The 18179-nt window shown below is 34.3% G+C and carries 18 protein-coding genes; 2 read left to right on the top strand and 16 right to left on the bottom strand.

Features of this window, described 5'->3' with window-relative positions:
* Positions 1 to 541 precede the first annotated feature (541 nt).
* Entirely contained in the window at positions 542 to 1033 is a 492-nt protein-coding gene (locus tag ACOMCU_RS22075) for a hypothetical protein (protein WP_010860698.1), read from the top strand.
* 186 nt (positions 1034 to 1219) lie between these two features.
* Here the strand turns inward: ACOMCU_RS22075 and ACOMCU_RS22070 are convergent, their stop codons facing one another.
* The 16 genes from ACOMCU_RS22070 to ACOMCU_RS21995 all read right to left on the bottom strand — a co-directional run bounded on the left by ACOMCU_RS22070 (position 1220) and on the right by ACOMCU_RS21995 (position 17293).
* Complete coding sequence (locus ACOMCU_RS22070) at positions 1220 to 1498, bottom strand: hypothetical protein (protein WP_421051411.1); 279 nt, start codon at positions 1496 to 1498, stop codon at positions 1220 to 1222.
* Positions 1499 to 1745: 247 nt separating this feature from the next.
* A complete protein-coding gene (locus ACOMCU_RS22065) occupies positions 1746 to 2543 on the bottom strand; it encodes an MBL fold metallo-hydrolase (protein WP_421051410.1) in 798 nt (265 codons plus the stop codon).
* Positions 2544 to 2935: 392 nt separating this feature from the next.
* Positions 2936 to 3589: an ABC transporter substrate-binding protein gene (locus ACOMCU_RS22060; RefSeq protein WP_421051412.1), complete on the bottom strand. Its 654-nt coding sequence runs from the start codon at positions 3587 to 3589 to the stop codon at positions 2936 to 2938.
* Positions 3590 to 3619: 30 nt separating this feature from the next.
* The gene (locus tag ACOMCU_RS22055; protein WP_421051409.1) at positions 3620 to 4855 is read right to left on the bottom strand and encodes a helix-turn-helix domain-containing protein; all 1236 of its coding nucleotides are present in this window, start codon (positions 4853 to 4855) and stop codon (positions 3620 to 3622) included.
* A 331-nt stretch (positions 4856 to 5186) separates the two neighbouring features.
* Positions 5187 to 7526 carry an RNA polymerase recycling motor HelD gene (helD, locus tag ACOMCU_RS22050; RefSeq protein WP_421051408.1) on the bottom strand — a complete coding sequence of 780 codons (2340 nt, stop codon included), beginning with the start codon at positions 7524 to 7526 and terminating at the stop codon, positions 5187 to 5189.
* A 354-nt stretch (positions 7527 to 7880) separates the two neighbouring features.
* Positions 7881 to 8723, bottom strand: a complete 843-nt coding sequence (locus ACOMCU_RS22045; RefSeq protein WP_421051407.1) for a toll/interleukin-1 receptor domain-containing protein — start codon at positions 8721 to 8723, stop codon at positions 7881 to 7883.
* A 261-nt stretch (positions 8724 to 8984) separates the two neighbouring features.
* Complete coding sequence (locus tag ACOMCU_RS22040; protein WP_421051406.1) at positions 8985 to 9155, bottom strand: hypothetical protein; 171 nt, start codon at positions 9153 to 9155, stop codon at positions 8985 to 8987.
* 13 nt (positions 9156 to 9168) lie between these two features.
* Entirely contained in the window at positions 9169 to 9384 is a 216-nt protein-coding gene (locus tag ACOMCU_RS22035; protein ID WP_421051405.1) for a hypothetical protein, read from the bottom strand.
* Positions 9372 to 9680, bottom strand: coding sequence for a Mor transcription activator family protein (locus ACOMCU_RS22030; RefSeq protein ID WP_421051404.1), 309 nt, complete (start codon positions 9678 to 9680; stop codon positions 9372 to 9374). The genes ACOMCU_RS22035 and ACOMCU_RS22030 overlap by 13 nt, the downstream gene beginning before the upstream one ends.
* Before the next feature lie 320 nt (positions 9681 to 10000).
* Entirely contained in the window at positions 10001 to 10297 is a 297-nt protein-coding gene (locus ACOMCU_RS22025; RefSeq protein ID WP_421051403.1) for a hypothetical protein, read from the bottom strand.
* Between the two features lie 23 nt (positions 10298 to 10320).
* Positions 10321 to 11967, bottom strand: a complete 1647-nt coding sequence (locus ACOMCU_RS22020) for a recombinase family protein (protein WP_421051402.1) — start codon at positions 11965 to 11967, stop codon at positions 10321 to 10323.
* A gap of 314 nt (positions 11968 to 12281) precedes the next feature.
* Entirely contained in the window at positions 12282 to 13976 is a 1695-nt protein-coding gene (locus tag ACOMCU_RS22015; RefSeq protein ID WP_421051401.1) for a DNA primase family protein, read from the bottom strand.
* Positions 13977 to 14016: 40 nt separating this feature from the next.
* A complete protein-coding gene (locus tag ACOMCU_RS22010) occupies positions 14017 to 14667 on the bottom strand; it encodes a hypothetical protein (protein ID WP_421051399.1) in 651 nt (216 codons plus the stop codon).
* Positions 14668 to 14800: 133 nt separating this feature from the next.
* Positions 14801 to 15655, bottom strand: coding sequence for a hypothetical protein (locus ACOMCU_RS22005; RefSeq protein ID WP_421051398.1), 855 nt, complete (start codon positions 15653 to 15655; stop codon positions 14801 to 14803).
* A gap of 281 nt (positions 15656 to 15936) precedes the next feature.
* On the bottom strand, positions 15937 to 16305 hold the full coding sequence (locus ACOMCU_RS22000) for a DUF1643 domain-containing protein (protein ID WP_421051397.1): 369 nt from the start codon (positions 16303 to 16305) through the stop codon (positions 15937 to 15939).
* A 79-nt stretch (positions 16306 to 16384) separates the two neighbouring features.
* Entirely contained in the window at positions 16385 to 17293 is a 909-nt protein-coding gene (locus tag ACOMCU_RS21995) for a Dam family site-specific DNA-(adenine-N6)-methyltransferase (protein ID WP_421051396.1), read from the bottom strand.
* A gap of 115 nt (positions 17294 to 17408) precedes the next feature.
* Here ACOMCU_RS21995 and ACOMCU_RS21990 point away from each other — a divergent pair, with 115 nt between their 5' ends.
* Positions 17409 to 18158, top strand: coding sequence for an HNH endonuclease (locus ACOMCU_RS21990; protein WP_421051395.1), 750 nt, complete (start codon positions 17409 to 17411; stop codon positions 18156 to 18158).
* Positions 18159 to 18179: the final 21 nt, after the last annotated feature.

Here is an 18179-nt window from a genome sequence, read left to right as displayed (position 1 = left end):
CCATCCTTATACCAATATTCGCAGAAAGAATGTAGGCGCTCCTGCTTAGGTGTTTCAGCAAGCTAAGGAGTAAATAGTCACATACCTTTTCTGTCTTAACAACCTCATTGTGTATTACAATTATTCTTACATTAGAATCGCCTCTATTATATAACAGTTGTTATCTATTTAAAAGGTGATAAAGAGTAGGAAATCCGCGCAAACTATTCTATGGACATACAAAATCAAAGCCTTTTCGCAAAGAGTTAAGCTTTGACTTGCCCTGCTAGTCTATTACTTGTGAATACGTGGTAGGATTCACAGTTACGCGAATATTTTCTATTATTTAAAAATTGATTATTTGCCAGCTCCCCTATGTAATGATTAAGTAAAATATAATTTCATCCTTTGTGTTTCATCTGTCACCCATATTGGATATGTTACATACTGTACTAAAGGTACTCATTTTACGATAGATTGAATTCAAATCAAATTATTTTTCCATTTAGATAAACATGGCTTACCAATGATCGTTTGAGATTTTATAAAGAAAGGAATGGCTATGGTAAATTTTATATCTTTTCGTGGGATTGTTACACAGATGAATGATTTTACAATCGGGCAAAATGGGGAAGGAGAAGGATGTTATAAACTACTGACGGTAGAAGATGGTACTGGTGGCATCGTCAATTTTGTGGTCTCACCTTCTACTTACTTTGTAAACCAAGAAATTGTGTCTCTTGGTGATTTTATTACTGGCTATTATGATGGCGATGTACCTGTACCTATGATATATCCTCCGCAATATCGAGCAATTATCGTTGTAAAGGAAAACAACAATCAAAATGTGAAAGTAGACTTTTTTAATAGCCAATTGGTGAGTAGTGATGGTCAATTACAATTAAATCTGTCTCCCTATACCCCTATCTTACTTAAAAATGGGCAGCCTTTTTCAAAAAATCCTGCTAATCGAAACTTAATTGTCATCTATGGCCCAACTACAAGGAGTATTCCTGCACAAACTACGCCGTATGAAATAATCGTCTGGTGTTAGCTAAAAAACACGTCTCTCATCTGGGCAACATATCACTGAAAGTCGCTATAACTAGGTTCTCTGAAAGCCAACTATATAGGTAAACCAGAAAATGAAACGGCTTGAGTCCATTATAAGGCTCAAACCGTTTCATTTATTTCGACTGTCAAATTGACAGCAAGTTTCACAATGGCGTAGGTCATTGCCTTACTGCTTTTTTACGATCTCTCGCATGTCGTGTAATTGTTGTTTGATCTCCTCTAAGTATTCATTATTTTGTTGAACTGTATCCAGATGTTCACCATATTGTTCTGCATTGAATCGAGCATTTTCTGCATGTTCTATTTGATCGAAAGCATGCTCAATCGCTATCTCCTCCGGATGTGACTTTGCATGCTTCAGCAAACGCTCTGCCTTTTGAACAGAGTTGCTAAACAGAGTACTTGGATGATCCTGTTTCCAGCTTGTATCTGAGTGCTTAGCCAATTACGCCTCTTCCCTTCTGTGCCAATTAGATAAATATCTAGACATAGTATCGTAAAATGTCCTGAAAATATGCACGAATTAAGGAACGTTTTAATGAATTCTTGGACTATTGATACATCATCTAAAGAAAGAGTAATTTACAATCAAAAAACAGCCTAACTTATTATTTAGTCAGACTGTTTTCCCCAGATAAATCGCCAATTTATTAAGTACTTTCTTCGAAATCATATTTGTCACAATCTTTTTCTTAAAATTCTTGATTTGCCATCTCCTTATTGTTAGTATGAATTCCTTTCATACCTTCAAAAAATGGATACTCCTTACTTAAATATCTTTCTAACTCTCCGTTATCATGAAGTAGTTGATTTAAGTAATACTTCGAACAGTTTATCCTTTTTTCAATTTCCTGTAAATTTTGTGTTGTCGTACCATGTCCAGGTATGTGCGTTGTTATTTGATGATTAAGCAAAATATTTTCAGCTTTATTGACAGTATTCACATAGTCTTTATAGTTGCTGAAAATAAACGGAAACTCAATTTCTGACAAGTAATCTCCTGAAAGAAAAAGACCACAGGGCTCAATCACTGTAAACAAACCATCATTTGTATGACCAGGTGCTTTATAAAATGTCATGGTTACCGAATCCAAATCTAATTTTTGTCCATCCTCTGAAACAACAATATCTACTGTTGGATATATGGGTGTATAGCTTCTTTTCAAATAATATTTCTGGTCAAAATTTTTAATTCTTTCTATGCTTTCTTCTTTGTCTAGATTTTCATCAAATTCTTTAGATGCGATTACCTTAGCTGCTGGAAAGGCACCAGATCCAATAATATGGTCAAAATCACTATGTGTGTAAATAATATAAAGCTGTTTATCACCTATAATCTTGTTTATATAGCGCTTAATTTCTTCAACTTCATTTGGTAACCAATTAGGATCTGTCATAATTACAGCGTCATTAGTTTGAATTATTGCCGATGTAGTCATATATAATGCACTTTGAAAAACAGTAATATTATCTTTCTGGAATTGAATCATTATGAACCTCTCTTTTCCCCTTGTTATTAATACATATTTTTCTCATTCTTATTCAAAAATGGGTAGCTTTTAGGGTATCTACTAGTTTATTAAACTATTCTAAATTTGTTCATTCCCCTTCTATCTCCATAGTTCGAGCAGTATTGTTAAATTCCTTCTTTTAGAAAAAAGAATGCGCAATCAAATATAAATTTCGCATTCTTTGAGTTTTTTCTGTTGATTACAAGCATTCATTACGATCGGGGCCATTTAAACAACTTTTAGAAGGACTGCTGCTTGAATTCCACCGGAGTTAAATAGCCCTGTGTCCCGCTTTCAATACCTTAAACATCGCTTCAGCCACTGCATTATCATAAGGGCAGAAACGGTTGGTATGACACTTTTATTATCCCTTATTGTGTACTTTTAAAAAGATTTACAACTTCCTCTAACTGCTGCTCTAAGGAAATAGGGTCATTAAAATAGTAAGCATCTTCATCTATAGGAAATACCCTATTATTTTTTACAACCAGAAGACTCTGATATAAAACATTTTCCTTTATTTCTTGTTCTAAGTTCTCTGAAATAAACAGATAATCCCCTGCATATTCAGGAAGCTTTTCGAGTGAAAGTGAGTAATAGCCTTCTTTACTATCAATTGCCCCTTGTTGAATAATATCTGGCGCTTTCAGGTTAAATTCTTTGTAAATGATTTCCCCACCTCTACCATAAAAATCTCCAAACGCCCCAATTGATTTAGCAGTTCCTCCAAGAATGGAAACCTTTTGATCACTTACAATCCCTTGAATGGATGGTTTATATTTTGCTATTTTTTCATCCCAGTTGGCAATCCACTCCTGTGCCTTTTTTTCTTTCCCAAGTATTTCTCCATACTCAAGTAGTTGCTCTCTATAATCTTTATCACCGTACTTAATAGCAATTGTTGGTGCAATTTTCTCGATGTTATCTAGATTTTCCATATTATCTAATGTAAATATTAAATCAGGCTTCAAATCTACTATTTTTTCCAATGATGAACTATCTCCATAGCTTTCAACACCATCAATTTTCCCCTCAAAGAATGGATTACTTAATGCTCAATCTGACATACCAACGGGTGTTATACCTAACGCTAGGAGATAGCCAACATGGTTATTTGCCACAACTATAATACGTTGAGGATTTTTTGGAATTTCCACTTCCCCATTTGCCCCTTTATATGTATAGGTTTCTATATTTGTTGTTTCACTTTGACCTTGAATAACTGCACCTGTATTCGTACTCCCCTCGTTCGAACAGCCACTAAATAATAAAGTAAAGCACAACAATAATGTTGCTAGTAAAGATGCTTTTCGACCCTTAAACATCAATAAATCTTCCTCTCCACCATATTGATAATGATTATCACCATCAATCAAACTATAATGGTTGGAATTTTTATTCACAATGGAAAATCCGTACCTATGATATGGAGAATCTAATACCTTTTGCTTTTCAAGTGTATGCTTCTTAAAGTTCCCTGGTGTCACACTTGTATACTTTTTAAATGTACGATTGAAATAAAACTGATCTGAGTATCCTACATGCTCTGCAATTTCTTGCACTGTTGCATTTGTATACAAAAGCAACTTCTGTGCTTTTTCCATCCTTACCTTTATTAAATATGCTATCGGGCTTTGTCCTGTCTGGTGCTTAAATGTTCTAGATAAATACTGTGCACTATAATTCAAATCTTGAGAAAGTGATTCCAGCGTTATCGGCTGGTTATATTTTTGCTGTACATAGCCCATTACCTGTGATGATAAATCAGATTTTTCTATTTTGTTATTTTGTTCATATACTTGATGTTGAAGTTCATATACGAAGCGATAAAATATTGATTTTACATGTAGTCTTTCCAAAACGCCTCCCTTCTGCCATTCCGTATACATAAGATTAACATTTTCGAACAGGGTAAGTGGATACTTTGGAGTAAATCCATAATGTATTTGAAAGGGGCTATTGTACTCCAGCAGTTGCATCAGCTTCTTACTACTGTATAAAGGAAGTCTCGCCTTATAGAAAATTATATAATATTCAAAATGGTTATTGGCAGTAATTTCAATGTGCATGCCCTTACCGCCATGCATAACATGAAATGGCTTTACTATTTGTACATTACCATCCAACGTTATGTTAGCACTACCATTCATCGCAAACAAAAATGCACTTGTCGGTAAACGATAGGTTGGTAGCTTTTCTCCATCATCCATTATGAAATAGCGAACATCTAGCACCTTAACTGTTGCGTGATCCCACAGCACTATGTAGTTATGTATTACCTCGTTGTCCATTTTTTCTCCTCCACATTACGATGATACCTAATTGATAATCGTTATCAATTATAACATGAACATTCCTTCTTTTAGAAAAAAAGAATGCAAAATCAAATATAAATTTCGCATTCTCTGAGTTTTTTCTGTTGATTACAAGCATTCATTACGATGGAAGCCATTTATTTTTTCTAACTTCCACCCTTACTTTTGATACGGTTGAGCGTAATGTAATTAAATGAGGTTTAAGTTAATTATAGTAGTTAATTAAAGATCATCATTTTCTTTCATTACTCGCCATTTTATTGACTTTGACCCCACTATTAGGAAATGTTTTTAAAGTTCAATGAGGTCAAATTTGAATGAGGCTTTCCTGCAAAGCGTTGTGCAAAAATGGGCTCGGTTCACCTACGCTATAAAGCTGCAAATCATGCATCGCTCTGGTGCAGGCAGTATAGAAAACTCTGCGCAGGCTCTCATCACCATATATTAGCTCCGATGCATCATAGATGATGACAGCTTCGAATTCGATGCCTTTGGATAAATACGATGGAATGATAACAACTCCTTGTTCATACTCAGGTGAGCCATTTTTTATGAGCTTAATATCTTCAATATTGGATAAGGCTTCATAAGCACGCTTGCTTTCCTCGGCTGATTTGCATATTATGGCAATACTATTATAGCCATGTCTTTGCAAATCTTCGACTTTAGACGCAATGCAGCGGTGTAATTCTGCTCGATTAGACAATTGTGTCAGCACAGGCACCCCGCCATCACGTTCGAAAGGAACAATCTGTTCGCCGTTAGGGACTAGTTTACGTGTAAATTCGATGATCGGCTTTGTGGAACGGTAACTGCGCGTCATGTTGATTATTTCCGTTTCATCCTGTCCGTATATACTGCTAAGGATGTAAAAATCCGCCATTTCACTGGCATGTGCGAAAATCGCCTGATTAAAATCACCTAGCACAGTCATCCTCGCAGAAGGAAACAATCGCTTTAAAAACTCAAATTGAAATGGTGAGTAGTCCTGCGCCTCGTCAACAAGTATGTGCTTTATCGAACGATTTGTCTGAAAACCTTGGATCAACTCTTTCATAAATAAAAACGGAGTAGCATCTTCGTAAAATAATTTGCCTTCGTCTAGCATTTCTAGCGTCACTTGACAAATATCCTCCCACTCTGCGGGTGTTTCCCCCTCTATCCACTGTTTGATCTGCACGGGATCTGCAAAAAGCTGCTTGTAAATCTCCTTAATGTCGATAAAATGAAACGCTTGGATTCGTTTTCGCAACGACTTCAATTTCTGATGAACAATCAATCGTGCAAGTGTTTCAGGTTCCATCTCAAAATCAGCAATCGCTTCTCCTTCAAAGCCTCGCTTTTTCGCTAAGTAGGTATGTGCCTTATGGTAATCCTCGTTGCTAAGCAGCTCAATTTCTTCCTGTACCCACGGCTTCGTCCGTTCGATTTTTTCGGCTTCTTTAATTTGCTGCATGAGCCATTCCTTTAACTTTTCAAGTCTATTATGGAAGTTGATCGAGGTGTCGCTGTTATAAAATCTTTCTACAATTTGTTGGGCGGTAACAATCGGCTTTCCTCTGAAGTTAATGCCCTTGAATAGCATGCCATTTAACTCAAGCGACTTTCTGTAGGACTTGATGACCTCAAAAAAACGGCTAGATGCTTTGAATCGGATGCCCGTCACTCTTGACCTGTGCGCAGGAGTATTCACTGCAGTTAAAACATATTCTAATTGCTCGTAGGAATTTTCAACCTGAAACTTTTTACTTAGCCGATGATCCAAGTATTCCTGAAATGTAACCTGCTGCATATTCTCTTCACCGAGTTCCGGTAGTACATTGGACACATAACTGTTGAACATTGAATTAGGTGAAAATAAAATAATTTGATCTGCATTCAGACTATCTCGATATTTGTAGAGCAAATATGCAATTCGCTGTAAAGCGGCAGATGTCTTACCACTGCCAGCTGCACCGTGAACAATGAGCAGCCTCCTGTGGTCATGACGGATAATCCGGTTTTGCTCCTGTTGAATAGTAGCTACTATACTGTGCATATGTTTGTCTGTACCTTGACCAAGAACCTGCTGTAAAATCTCGTCTCCAATAGTGAGACTGGTATCGAACATAGATTGAAGAACACTTCCGCGGATAAGATATTGCCACTTCTTCTCCAACTTCCCTTGGATTATGCCTCCTCCTGGTGTTGCATACTGGGCAGGACCGGGCTGGTAATCGTAATAGACACTGGAGATAGGTGATCTCCAGTCGTAAATAAGGAAATCTTCGCCACTTTTATCCATAAGCGAAGAGATTCCTATATAAATCTGTTCCTGAGATGACATTCCCTCTTCTATGAAATCTATTCGGCCAAAGTAAGGAACCTTCTGCATACGGTGCAGCGTAGATAATCTCTTAGATGCATGTTTATGGGTGCTTTGGCTTACGGACAGTGCTTGCGCTTCTTGTCTTAAGCCGATGACAGTCTCAAGAAAATCGTCGAAGGTATCCATATTCACCTTAATTTCATCCCAAAAATGTTTGCGAATATTGATCACTTCGTTCTTGCGCTGCGAAGTTTCTTCCTTCAATCTGCTAATTTGCTCTGTAATGGTCTCCATTACATTGTCCACTCGTTTTTGCTCCTGCTGAAACTCCGAATTCATAGCATTCACTCCTTAAAAATATAAATGTAGGGGTTGACTAAAGAAAAAAAATACTTTATAATTAAAATAGGGATAATATACTCTTTTCAATTATAAAGTGTCTATCTATATAAATTTACCACGGGTTCACATTTTTTTCAATGTATTGGACCTAATTTCTATTTCTATAATTAAACATATATAAAAATGTAAAAACACTCCTATAAAGCGGCATTTAGGGGTGTTTTTTAATATCTGCTTATTACTAAAAAAGCATCGTTCTAAAATCTAGAACGATGCTTTCCCTATATTTCGAATAAACCGCACTTACTTGTGATACGGTTCACCGTAATGTGGCTAAGTGAGGTTTTTTTATTAATCTAATGAATCTATTACAACTTGATGAATTTGATTCACCATTTCTTCTAATGTCTGCTTACTTGTATTAAACGCATACTTATCAACTATATAAGGGTTGTATTGTCTAACTTCATCCACAGAAACATCGTGCCAGATAGGAAGGATAATCACTCTTTTTTCATTAATTTCTCTATTTAAAAAGCTTTTGAATTCATATTGTGACCAACCGCTTTCAATAAAGTTTTTGGATAAGAAAATTACAACAAACCTCGAATTCAATATCCCCATATTCATCATATCTGTTTGACTCTGTCCTATTTTAAATACCTTGACATCTTCAAAAACTTTCAATCCTTTATTACTAAGCTTCTCCGATAACTCTGAAACAAAAATGTCTTTATCGAGGCTTGAATGTGATAGAAATACATCAAACTCTATTATTTCTTTATCTTTAACTGAATGCTTAATATCTAATGAAAGTTCATTTAATTTTTTCGACATCTCAGAATAACTGTTTAAATACTCTACATTTGTACTCGTTTGTGATTCCATAGATTTTAGCATGGTTTTAAATTGCTTTTCCTGCTCTTTTGCCAGCCGACCTTTATACCTGTTCATACCTTCAGTATTTTTTCGTATCTGTTCAACAAGCGATGTAATATCTTTGTCTTGTTTTAGTAATTCTTTATTATATTGCCCTATTTTTTGAATATCCATTTTCGTTATACTTCTCTTACTTGAAAGTTTTAGCAGTTTATCGGCTTTTAAATCTCTTTTCTTTCTAGCATATGTCAATTTCTTTTGAAGCTGAATGTCTTTTTCTGTAAGTCTTTTTAAGTTAGTTTCATTTATCCCCATAAATACACCCTCTTAAATATAATATAAAACGTAAAACAAACACTCGTTCTTATTCTATAATACGAAGGAATATTTTTCAATTTTCATAATTTCTATCATCTGTTTTTTAAAGATACAACATCTGATACTAAGCTAGAGGCTATTCCAACTACCGTACCTAAAACAAAATATAGCAATTTCCTTCCCCCTTTCAATTTTACACCTAAATAAAAAGAGAATAGCTTCTATTAGCCATTCCCTTTTAAAATAATCTATTCTTTTCTATCCTCTTAATCTCTTACTAACAAAGTACAGTACAATTAAAATCACCCATGTAATCGGACTGAAAATAATCATAACTGCAAATCGAATAAACACAATCCAAAAATGTCCAAAGAATATAGTAATAATAAGTGCTACTATTACCGCAAGTATTAACCAAAATTGTTTCATAGTTGCCCACCTATCAACCTACAATGATTTTCTTAACTACCCAAATAAATGCTACTATTACCGCTACAAAAAGAAATCCTCCAAAGAATAGACCGAATAAAGCCATTACAATTCCCGACAACATAATAGCAATTGTCCACACAACAAAGAATGTAATAAAGCCGCCACCGATATTCTTCACAAATACTAAGGCAATGATAAAGCCTATTACTAACGCTAATATTTCCATTGGTTTTTTCCTCCAAATTGTCGTATCTCAATCCCTCTTAGGTTTCTTTTTAATATTTTCATCACCCAACTGTAGGAATAGCCATATTTTCTTGCTAAGTCTTTTGCGTTTTTTCCGTCATATTCATTTAGTATTTGTTGATATAAATACTCTTCTGATAATAATTTTTTAGGGAATGTTACATATTGCCCTGCAAAGTAATCATGAACGATTAGCGTATTTTCATATCCAATTAACTCAATGAATTCTTTATAAGCTCCATTAAAGCAAGAGCTGTTTAATGTACTCCTATCCATGGATTCATCCCACCTTTCTGAAAATATTTCTATATCAAATATTGCATTTTCAGATTTGAAAAGCACTTCGACTATTGAATGGCTTTTCCTAAGTAAAATCCACTCTTCTGCTTAAGGGAACAATTTGCATACAAACTAGTAATTAATTTTTCCATCATAGATATGGTTACTTCATTTTTTCTTCATTGTTTCTTTAATCAAAGCATACATGGATATCCCAAAAGATACGCCAGCTTGAAACAACTCAATTGGATTTTTAGTTGTTGGTATAGGTAGTTTCATCATGTTCACCTCCTTTTCTTGATTCCTTTTCATTAACCTCAATTGTTCCCCATTAAATTGTCGCCATTTTTTATCCAAACGCTTTTAAAATGTTGAGAATTTTGCTCATCGTAAACATCCAACATCATATACTCATCGTTAGTTACCGTTACAAAACTGATAGCTGTTACCATACAAATCTGAGGTAATCGTGACCATTCTTCTACTGTAAAATAGCGTTCGTCCATTTCTTCCTTGTATAATTCAACTGTCTCATAGCCAATGTCTTTTAGCAGAATCGACTCTTCTGTAAATTGCTTCATACCAACTAAAAATCGTTCATAGGAATACCTCATGTTTATACACTCCTTCTTGTCTTTTAAATTGCAATGAGAATAGAAAAAGAGGTAGATGACTCATCAACTGACAAGTCATCTACCTCTAGTTTTAGTTCTTTTAATATTTCATCATTGAGCTTTAATTGAATGCTATCAATTTTTCTATCTTCCCCAATGGTTATTTTGTGAATGATTAGATGTAATAGTCGTTTACGTTGCTCTCTCGTCAAAGCATTCTGAAAGGCATTTAAAAAGTTCATTAGAACTTCTTTAATCATTTCATACGCTATGCCCTTAACCGTACTTCCTTGAATTTGATTGCTTAAAGGCTCCATCAATTCATTTAACGCTAAAATTTGTTCTTCTAACATTTTTGCTTTTTCAATATACATTGCCTTTGGAATCAACTCTTCTGTGTAGGCATCAAATGTTTTCGCCATTTTTTGCTCTAGCTCTTTCAACTGTTTAGCATAGATATCATATTCTTTTTGCAAAGGTGCAAACATCTTTTCGTTACGTTGATTCACGCTTTTAACTAGCTGTTCAATCAATTGGTCACTTTTCATTAGTGTTTGTAGCTTGTTTAATACAAAGGAATCTGCGTACTCTGTTCTGACACTATTAGAACGACAAACTAATGTCCCTTTATTTTTCCAGGCACCGCAAACATAGTATTCTAATACTCTTTTCGTACCATCTTTTAATTTGTTTGTTGTACGACCAATGACCATCCCAGCTCCGCATACTGGACACCGCAAAATGCCCGTTAAAGGAAACTCGCCATCATGTACTCGGTTTGGTTTACTGGAACGACTTTCATATATATTTTGAGCCACTTTCCATACTTCTTCTGAAATAATTGGTTCATGTTCACCCTTAATAATAACTGGATTCGGATTGATATTGTTACGTCTTTTCTCGTTCCAATCTCTGCGTACATTGTAGCGAATGTACCCAGCGTAAATAGGATTTGTCACAATAGTTTTAATGGCATTCAATGAAAAGGTTTTACCCTTTTTTGTTCGGTAGCCCTTTTTGTTGATACAATTAGCAATGGATTTGTAACCATGTCCAGAGGTGTACATTTGGAAGATAACTCGTATAACGTTGGCTTCTTTTTCATTCACAATAAGATGTGTATCTTTTCGTTTTTTGTTCTCACTCGGTAATGCTACAACATCGTAACCAAGCACTTGTCCGCCATTCCAACGCCCTTCTTTTGCTCGAGCGAGCATACCCATTTTTACATTTTCAGCAATATTGTTTCGTTCATACTCTGCAATAGCAGCCATCATTTGAAACTGTAATTTGCCTGTTGGTGATTCTGTTTCATACTTCTCTGTGTAGGAACGGAAAGCGATGTTTTTGCTATTTAATAATTCAACAATATTCATTAAATCAACCATTTTACGTGCTAGACGGTTCATTTTCCATACTAAAACAACATCAAATTGCTTCTGTTCTGCATCTTGTAATAATCGCTGAACTGCAGGACGACCTGAAATGTTCTTACCGCTAATTCCCCTATCTATGTATTCATCATACACAGTGTAATCATGAAGTTCACAGTATTCACGAAGAACACGGGTTTGCTCATCAGCACTGTAGCCTTCTTCTGCTTGTTCTGTGGTGGATACCCTAACATAAATAGCGACTCGTTTTGTATATAAGTCATTCGTTACTTTCACTTTCTTTTACCTCCTCTGTATTCGTTTGTTGCAAATATTGAATTACCATGGATGTTAGTATCTCTAACGCTTCATTTGTTTCTTCCATATGTAAGCCTCACTTTTATAATATATATTTATTTTTTTCTTTGTTTCAGTTTGATTACTATAGTCAAGTTTGTTGTATAGATTCTATTTAGCGGTTCTTCATTTTCTTCCCTCTACTTCGATTAAGGAGAGGGTCAGGTGGCAAGCAAAATGAAAACTTTTCTTTTGATTCATTTCCTCCCACCTATTTCCATCCAACTTTTAATTTTTGTACTCCCCCTAGCCCCCTAAAATTGAATGCTTTCCCCGTTCATTGTAAGTACGTGAGTGTTCTCTAACCCTACAATTTCCATACCATCAAGGAAAACTGTTCCATTAACCTTCTTTTCCACAATTGGAATAGATTCATTACCCATAATGATTTTGAAATATTTCCAAAAAATTTGTCTGGACTTTGTCCTCTTGTCGTCTATTCCTTGTATATTCAACCACTGTAAATATTTATCGTAAAAATCAGACCTCTTCGTTCGAACCCCTTCCTTTAGAACGATATGGTCAAGGAAAAACTCCTTAACAGGATTTTGCTCAGCATAATAAGTACGTTGGCATTCCTCGATTACTCTACACTGGCTAAATTGATAGTTATTTTCCCTTAACCGCTTTAGACCATTAATTGCCCAATTCAAAATACCAGGAAGTTCATTTGTCAATTCCTGTATTAAATCTACATTTCGTTCATTTGTTTGGAATGTCCGATTAAATGGTACAATAAATATCTTTCTAAAAAAGCCATTGGTCACATCCTTTGAGTCGGGTAAGGCATTTAAGACAAAGACAAGCTTACAATATGGTTTGTAACTTATAGCTGAGCGATATTTGATGTTAATAGTTATTGTGTCCCCACTTACAATAGCCTTAAAGTTTTCAGTTTTTAATGCATTCTCACCCAAGTCATTTTCAGTAGCAATATTTACTGTTTTATTGATTAAACCTTCAAGACCAAACTGTTCACCAAAATCAGCCAATGGTATGCTACTTGCATTCTCTTTCCCTACCAATTTCCTAATGATGGCGGCAAGGACACTCTTACCATTTGCTCCACTACCATAAAAAAAGAATGCCTTTTCTGCTTTTGTTTCAGCAGATAAAAGATAGCCTAAAATCTCTTGATGAACCCGAATGAGTTCTTCATCATCTCTTGTAATTTCCTTCAGAAATTGCATAAAAGTTGGAGCAACCGCTTCTGGGTCATAGTCAATTGGCACTTGCACCGTTGACAAATAGCTTGGATGATGAGGAAAAAGTTCAAATCTATCTAGACTCAACATCCCATTCTTTAGATTGATGAAATTTCTCGTGGTGTTCATCTCATCCACTGTTTCTGATTCTCGTAATAATGCCTTAACCGCTTCTGCTTCCGATTTACTGTTCCAACTACTCCAACGCCCTTCATGCATCAGAGTTCGAATTACTTTTCCTAGCTCCACCTCTGTTGGTTCTTCATAGATACCTTTACTATGAAAGAGGAATAGTCGTCCATCCTTTGTAGAACGAACATGACAACGGCTAACGAAGTGCTTAGCAAAAATATTTGCATTGAAGGAAAAGCTATTCTTTTTTTCATTGTAAATAAAGCCATGTTCTTCCGCTCTACTAATATGGATTAACTGTTGCAGTTCTTCCAACAATTCAGGAGGAATCATTACTTCTGAAATTTTCTCTGCTAAATCAAATATCTCCGCAGACTCATAGTGAGGAGTATGATTAAATCCATAAAGCAATGCCTTAAAATATTGAAGGCTTTCTGAAACAACAAGCATATCCAAAGCAGTTACTAACATAGAAAGTTGTTCCTTCATATGAATGCCTTCAAGTAGCTTTCTAGTTCTTTCACTTCCTTCAAACAATCTTACTTTGCGTACTTTATAGGTAGAAAAATAAGGTGATGCGTCTTTCTGTATAGCTTCTATTTTCTGTTTCATTAATATGGGCTCCTTTTTAACAGGAGGGAATAATCCCTCCTTATGTATTCGGGTTTTCAACATTCAAAATTTCAATTTTTTCAAAGGCATTACCAGCTTCTGAAAACACATGATAGATTTTTGCATGTCCAGTTTTGCCAATCAAATAATTCATCGTTATTCTTTGACCTTTAAATACTTCTTTGAATGCACTAAGGAACATCATTAGTTCCGATTTTTGATGGGATGAGATATTGTAAAATACTATTAATGGTGTAATTTGCTGTGTTTTCTCACTGTAAAGGGAAAATTTAATAACATACTGGTCTTTCATTCCGTATTGTGTGTCCACATTTTCCTTTACCCCAATGTCATCAATTCGAAAGTCATATATACCTTCAGCAATTTTTGCTGTTCTTACCGTAGAAATAAAATCATCTCCAAAAGTGAAGATACGTTCCATAGCAGAATTCTTTATGGCAACTGATTTATTATGTTCTTCTTCCAAATCATTGCTTTTAACTAGATTAAACTGATTAGTAAACGGTTCTTCTGTTCCATTTTTAATTGATTCAATTTCATCCTCTTCATGAACTGGCACACTTCTATAAACTTCATTAGGTTGACTTAGTACTGGATATTTAGGTTTTCTTAGCATTGCTTTACACTCCCCTAATAATAAAATTTCTTTCTTTAATGATTTTGGAATCACTAATGACTTTCTGTAACAAATCATACCAATGGATATAAACATTATTTAGTAGGGAAAAAAAAATAGTTTTTCCCCCCTAATCTAGAAATAAAAAAGCCACCATGAAAATGGTAGCTAATTAAAGTAATTATTCTTATTTATGAAGCTCTTTTATTGCTTTTTCCAACACTGTTTTACTATCATCATAGGTTATATCATTAGGATTTTCATTTTTGCTAATAGCTTGTATTACCTTATCTTCAATCTCTTCATGACGGATTTCGCTAAACATATCCGCCACTTCACCAACTTCCATAAAGCATTGGTAAATCTTTTTTTCCAGATAGTCATACAGTTCAATTACATCATTTTCATTAAGTAATCGAGCATTATAATCACTGTCATCAAAGTCATATAATTCATCACTATAATTTTTTACTTCATATATCTTCTTTTTTTGTGGACTAATATTTTCATTACCTAAATTTTCAAATGTCCCATATCGTAATTCTGCCTCTTTTAACAACCTGCTAAATTTATCAATTAAACGGTTATGCCTCTCAATTGAAAAATATTGATGTTGCGAAAAAATTTCCAACGTTATTTTCTCTTTTTGACTACTATCCTTAACATTCCTAGTACTATATTCAACTAGCCCATTCACCAACTCACTCCATTGAGAATAGGGTAAACCTTCAAGTCCGCATTTCCTGATTACTTTCACTGATTTTGAAGTAAAGTTTAGAAGTAAATATTTTATGTATTCCTTTGATTCAATTGGTATTGCAAATTCACGACCATTCTTTATGGCATTTTTTTCAACCCCTTTAACCTTGAGAAGTTCGGTCAGCTTTTTTACCTGTTCTTTCTTATAATTGTCAAAAGCATTTCGTTCGTTTTCTACTACTTTTATATTTCCATCAACTTCTCTTTTTACGAAGTTGTAGTTACTTTCCAGTGCAAGTTCTTTTGAAATTTGGTACATAGTAACAGTTTCTTTTAAGTCCATTATCTTACGCTCCATTCTTAGGGGGGATAGGGGGAGAAGAGAATCAAAAAAATTCAGTTATTCTCATTGATTATCTTACTACAGTTTTTTCATTTGTTTATCATCTCAACATTTAAACACCATGTTGATTTTACTTTTCACTCACACCCTTACCCCATTTTCAGACAGACAAAAAAAGAGTGGATTATTGGTCTTTGCTTCGAAGGCATTCCAATAATCCATTACACTATCACAGTTTCATATTATGACATTGTCATACAGAACTAACTTCCACTCATTTTTCACAGCTGGATAAAGAGGATGGAAACCACTTCGTCCCCTGTACCAACTGCAATGATGACATCGTCTACCTTTGTAACTTCTTCTTGAACACATTTCAAATTTTCAGTAGCAGATTCGTTTGTATCTTGCTCTTCAATAGACGGAAATAAATTCATAATAATAGCTGAACCATAATCTAATTTTGCAAGGTTGTTAACGACATACATTGTTGTTTGGTCTAACACAATATCATCTGCTTGACCTGCATTTTTCATCAATACAAGTGCTTTTCTCTTGTTCTTATCCCACTCTTTCCTAACAACGTACTTATTTTTCATTTCGTCATCATAAGTGACCTCTGTTTTAATTATGCTTTTTATTATTTTCATGATTTTGTACTCCTTAGAATCAAAAAGACTCAAATACCTTTTATGGTATTTGAGTCTGATTATAATTTTTTATAGTATTTCAATCTATTTCCAAAGACAGTTGCTTTGGTGATGATGAATATTGAATTTTCTTTAATTTATTTTCACTTATTTTTACATCTTTAGATATATACAAAGCCTCTATAGTCTGTTCTGGATTTCCTGTTAATGTTGATTGTGAAGATGTACCTGCATTTAAGTTAATTCTCCTTAAATTTAAATAATCAGGCAAAGAGCTTCCATATATTTTATTACCTGTACTTCCATCAAATGAAATTATATATGGAATATTTCTTTTATTTAGGTCTTCTAAAGCTTCGATAAATTTCTCAAAATCTAATCCTTGAATATAACGTTTACTTGAACCTTTCGTACCTTGATACGGTGGGTCCATATATATTAAATCAGAAGTTTGGGTATCCTTTAATACTTCTACATAATCTAAGCTAGTAACTGTGATTTTATTTTGCAATAACTCTCCATAACCTTGAATATCGTTAGCCATTTTAATGGGATTTTTACCCTTTCTCCTATTATCAGGACCTTGATTAAACTCTCCCTTTTCATTATATCTAACAGCATTTTTCACACACCTAGCTAACAGATATAATAACATTTCTGGTTCATGAGTATTATTAAACTCGCTTCTAATAAAATTATAGTGCTCTTTTGAATCTCCTTCTAACTGACCATTCCAAATATACTCGTATCTTTGGATTACCTCATTTGGATTGGATGCCATTTTACTTAATAATTTAGCCAAAGGTTCATTAATGTCATTCAACCAATAATGATTACCTATTTTTTGGTCTGCACATGCTATTGAAATAGCGGCTGAACCTGCAAATGGCTCTACAATTCGTTCAACATTATTAGGGATACATTCTAAAATATACTTTGCCAAGTTCCTTTTACTGCCTTGATAAGGAATTGGATGTGGAATTGCCATGAAAACCTCTCCTTTAATTTGTCTAAATTATATCATGCGATTAATTAACGCTCAAAGCCCTATACTGCTCTATTTAAATGGTATTATTATCTATATAGTATGGGAGGGAATATTCTTGGAAGAATCATTAGATTACTATATCAAGAGAGAAATACCAAATGAAATCGAAGAATTAATAAAACAGCTTAAAAGTAAACGTGCACTAATTGTTGTAAATCATATAAAAGAACATGGGTATGTCACAAATGAAGATTTACTGGATGTATACGGTTATGGTCATGGACCTAGGGCTGTAAAAGATGCCAAAGACCGAGGAATTCCGATTAAAACTTTATCTATTAAATCTCCAAAAACAGGGCGCACTATAGCTGCATATGTTTTTGATGACATTACTAAGATAAGAAATGGAATTTTAGAAGGTAGAAAACCTTTGGAAAAAAGGATTAAAGAAGAACTTGCTGAAATTCATGGTGAAAAGTGTTATATCTGTACAGAGCCTTACGAAACTAGGTATCTGCAAGCAGACCATAAAATCCCTTACGATGTTATCGGTGAAAATTCCTCGTACGAATATGAGTTAGATAAGTATATGCTTCTTTGTCGTTCTTGCAATAGAGCAAAAAGTTGGTCGTGTGAATACTGTGAGAACTTTTTGAAATCGAAAGATGAAAATATTTGTAAATCATGCTATTGGGCTTCTCCTGATTCATATAACCATATTGCAATGAAAAATGAAAAAAGGTTAGAATTAGTATTTTCAGACAATGAAATAGTTATTCATGAAATTTTAGCTTATCAAGCTAAACGAAATAATATGTCCATTCCAGAATTAATAAAAGAAATTTTAAAAAGGTCAGTAGAATAAACTCTACTGACCTTAATACCC

It is taken from the genome of Lysinibacillus sp. UGB7 (genome assembly GCF_049058285.1).
Classification (GTDB): Bacteria; Bacillota; Bacilli; order Bacillales_A; family Planococcaceae; genus Lysinibacillus; species Lysinibacillus sphaericus_B.
This window is presented reverse-complemented; position numbering and strand designations above follow the sequence as displayed.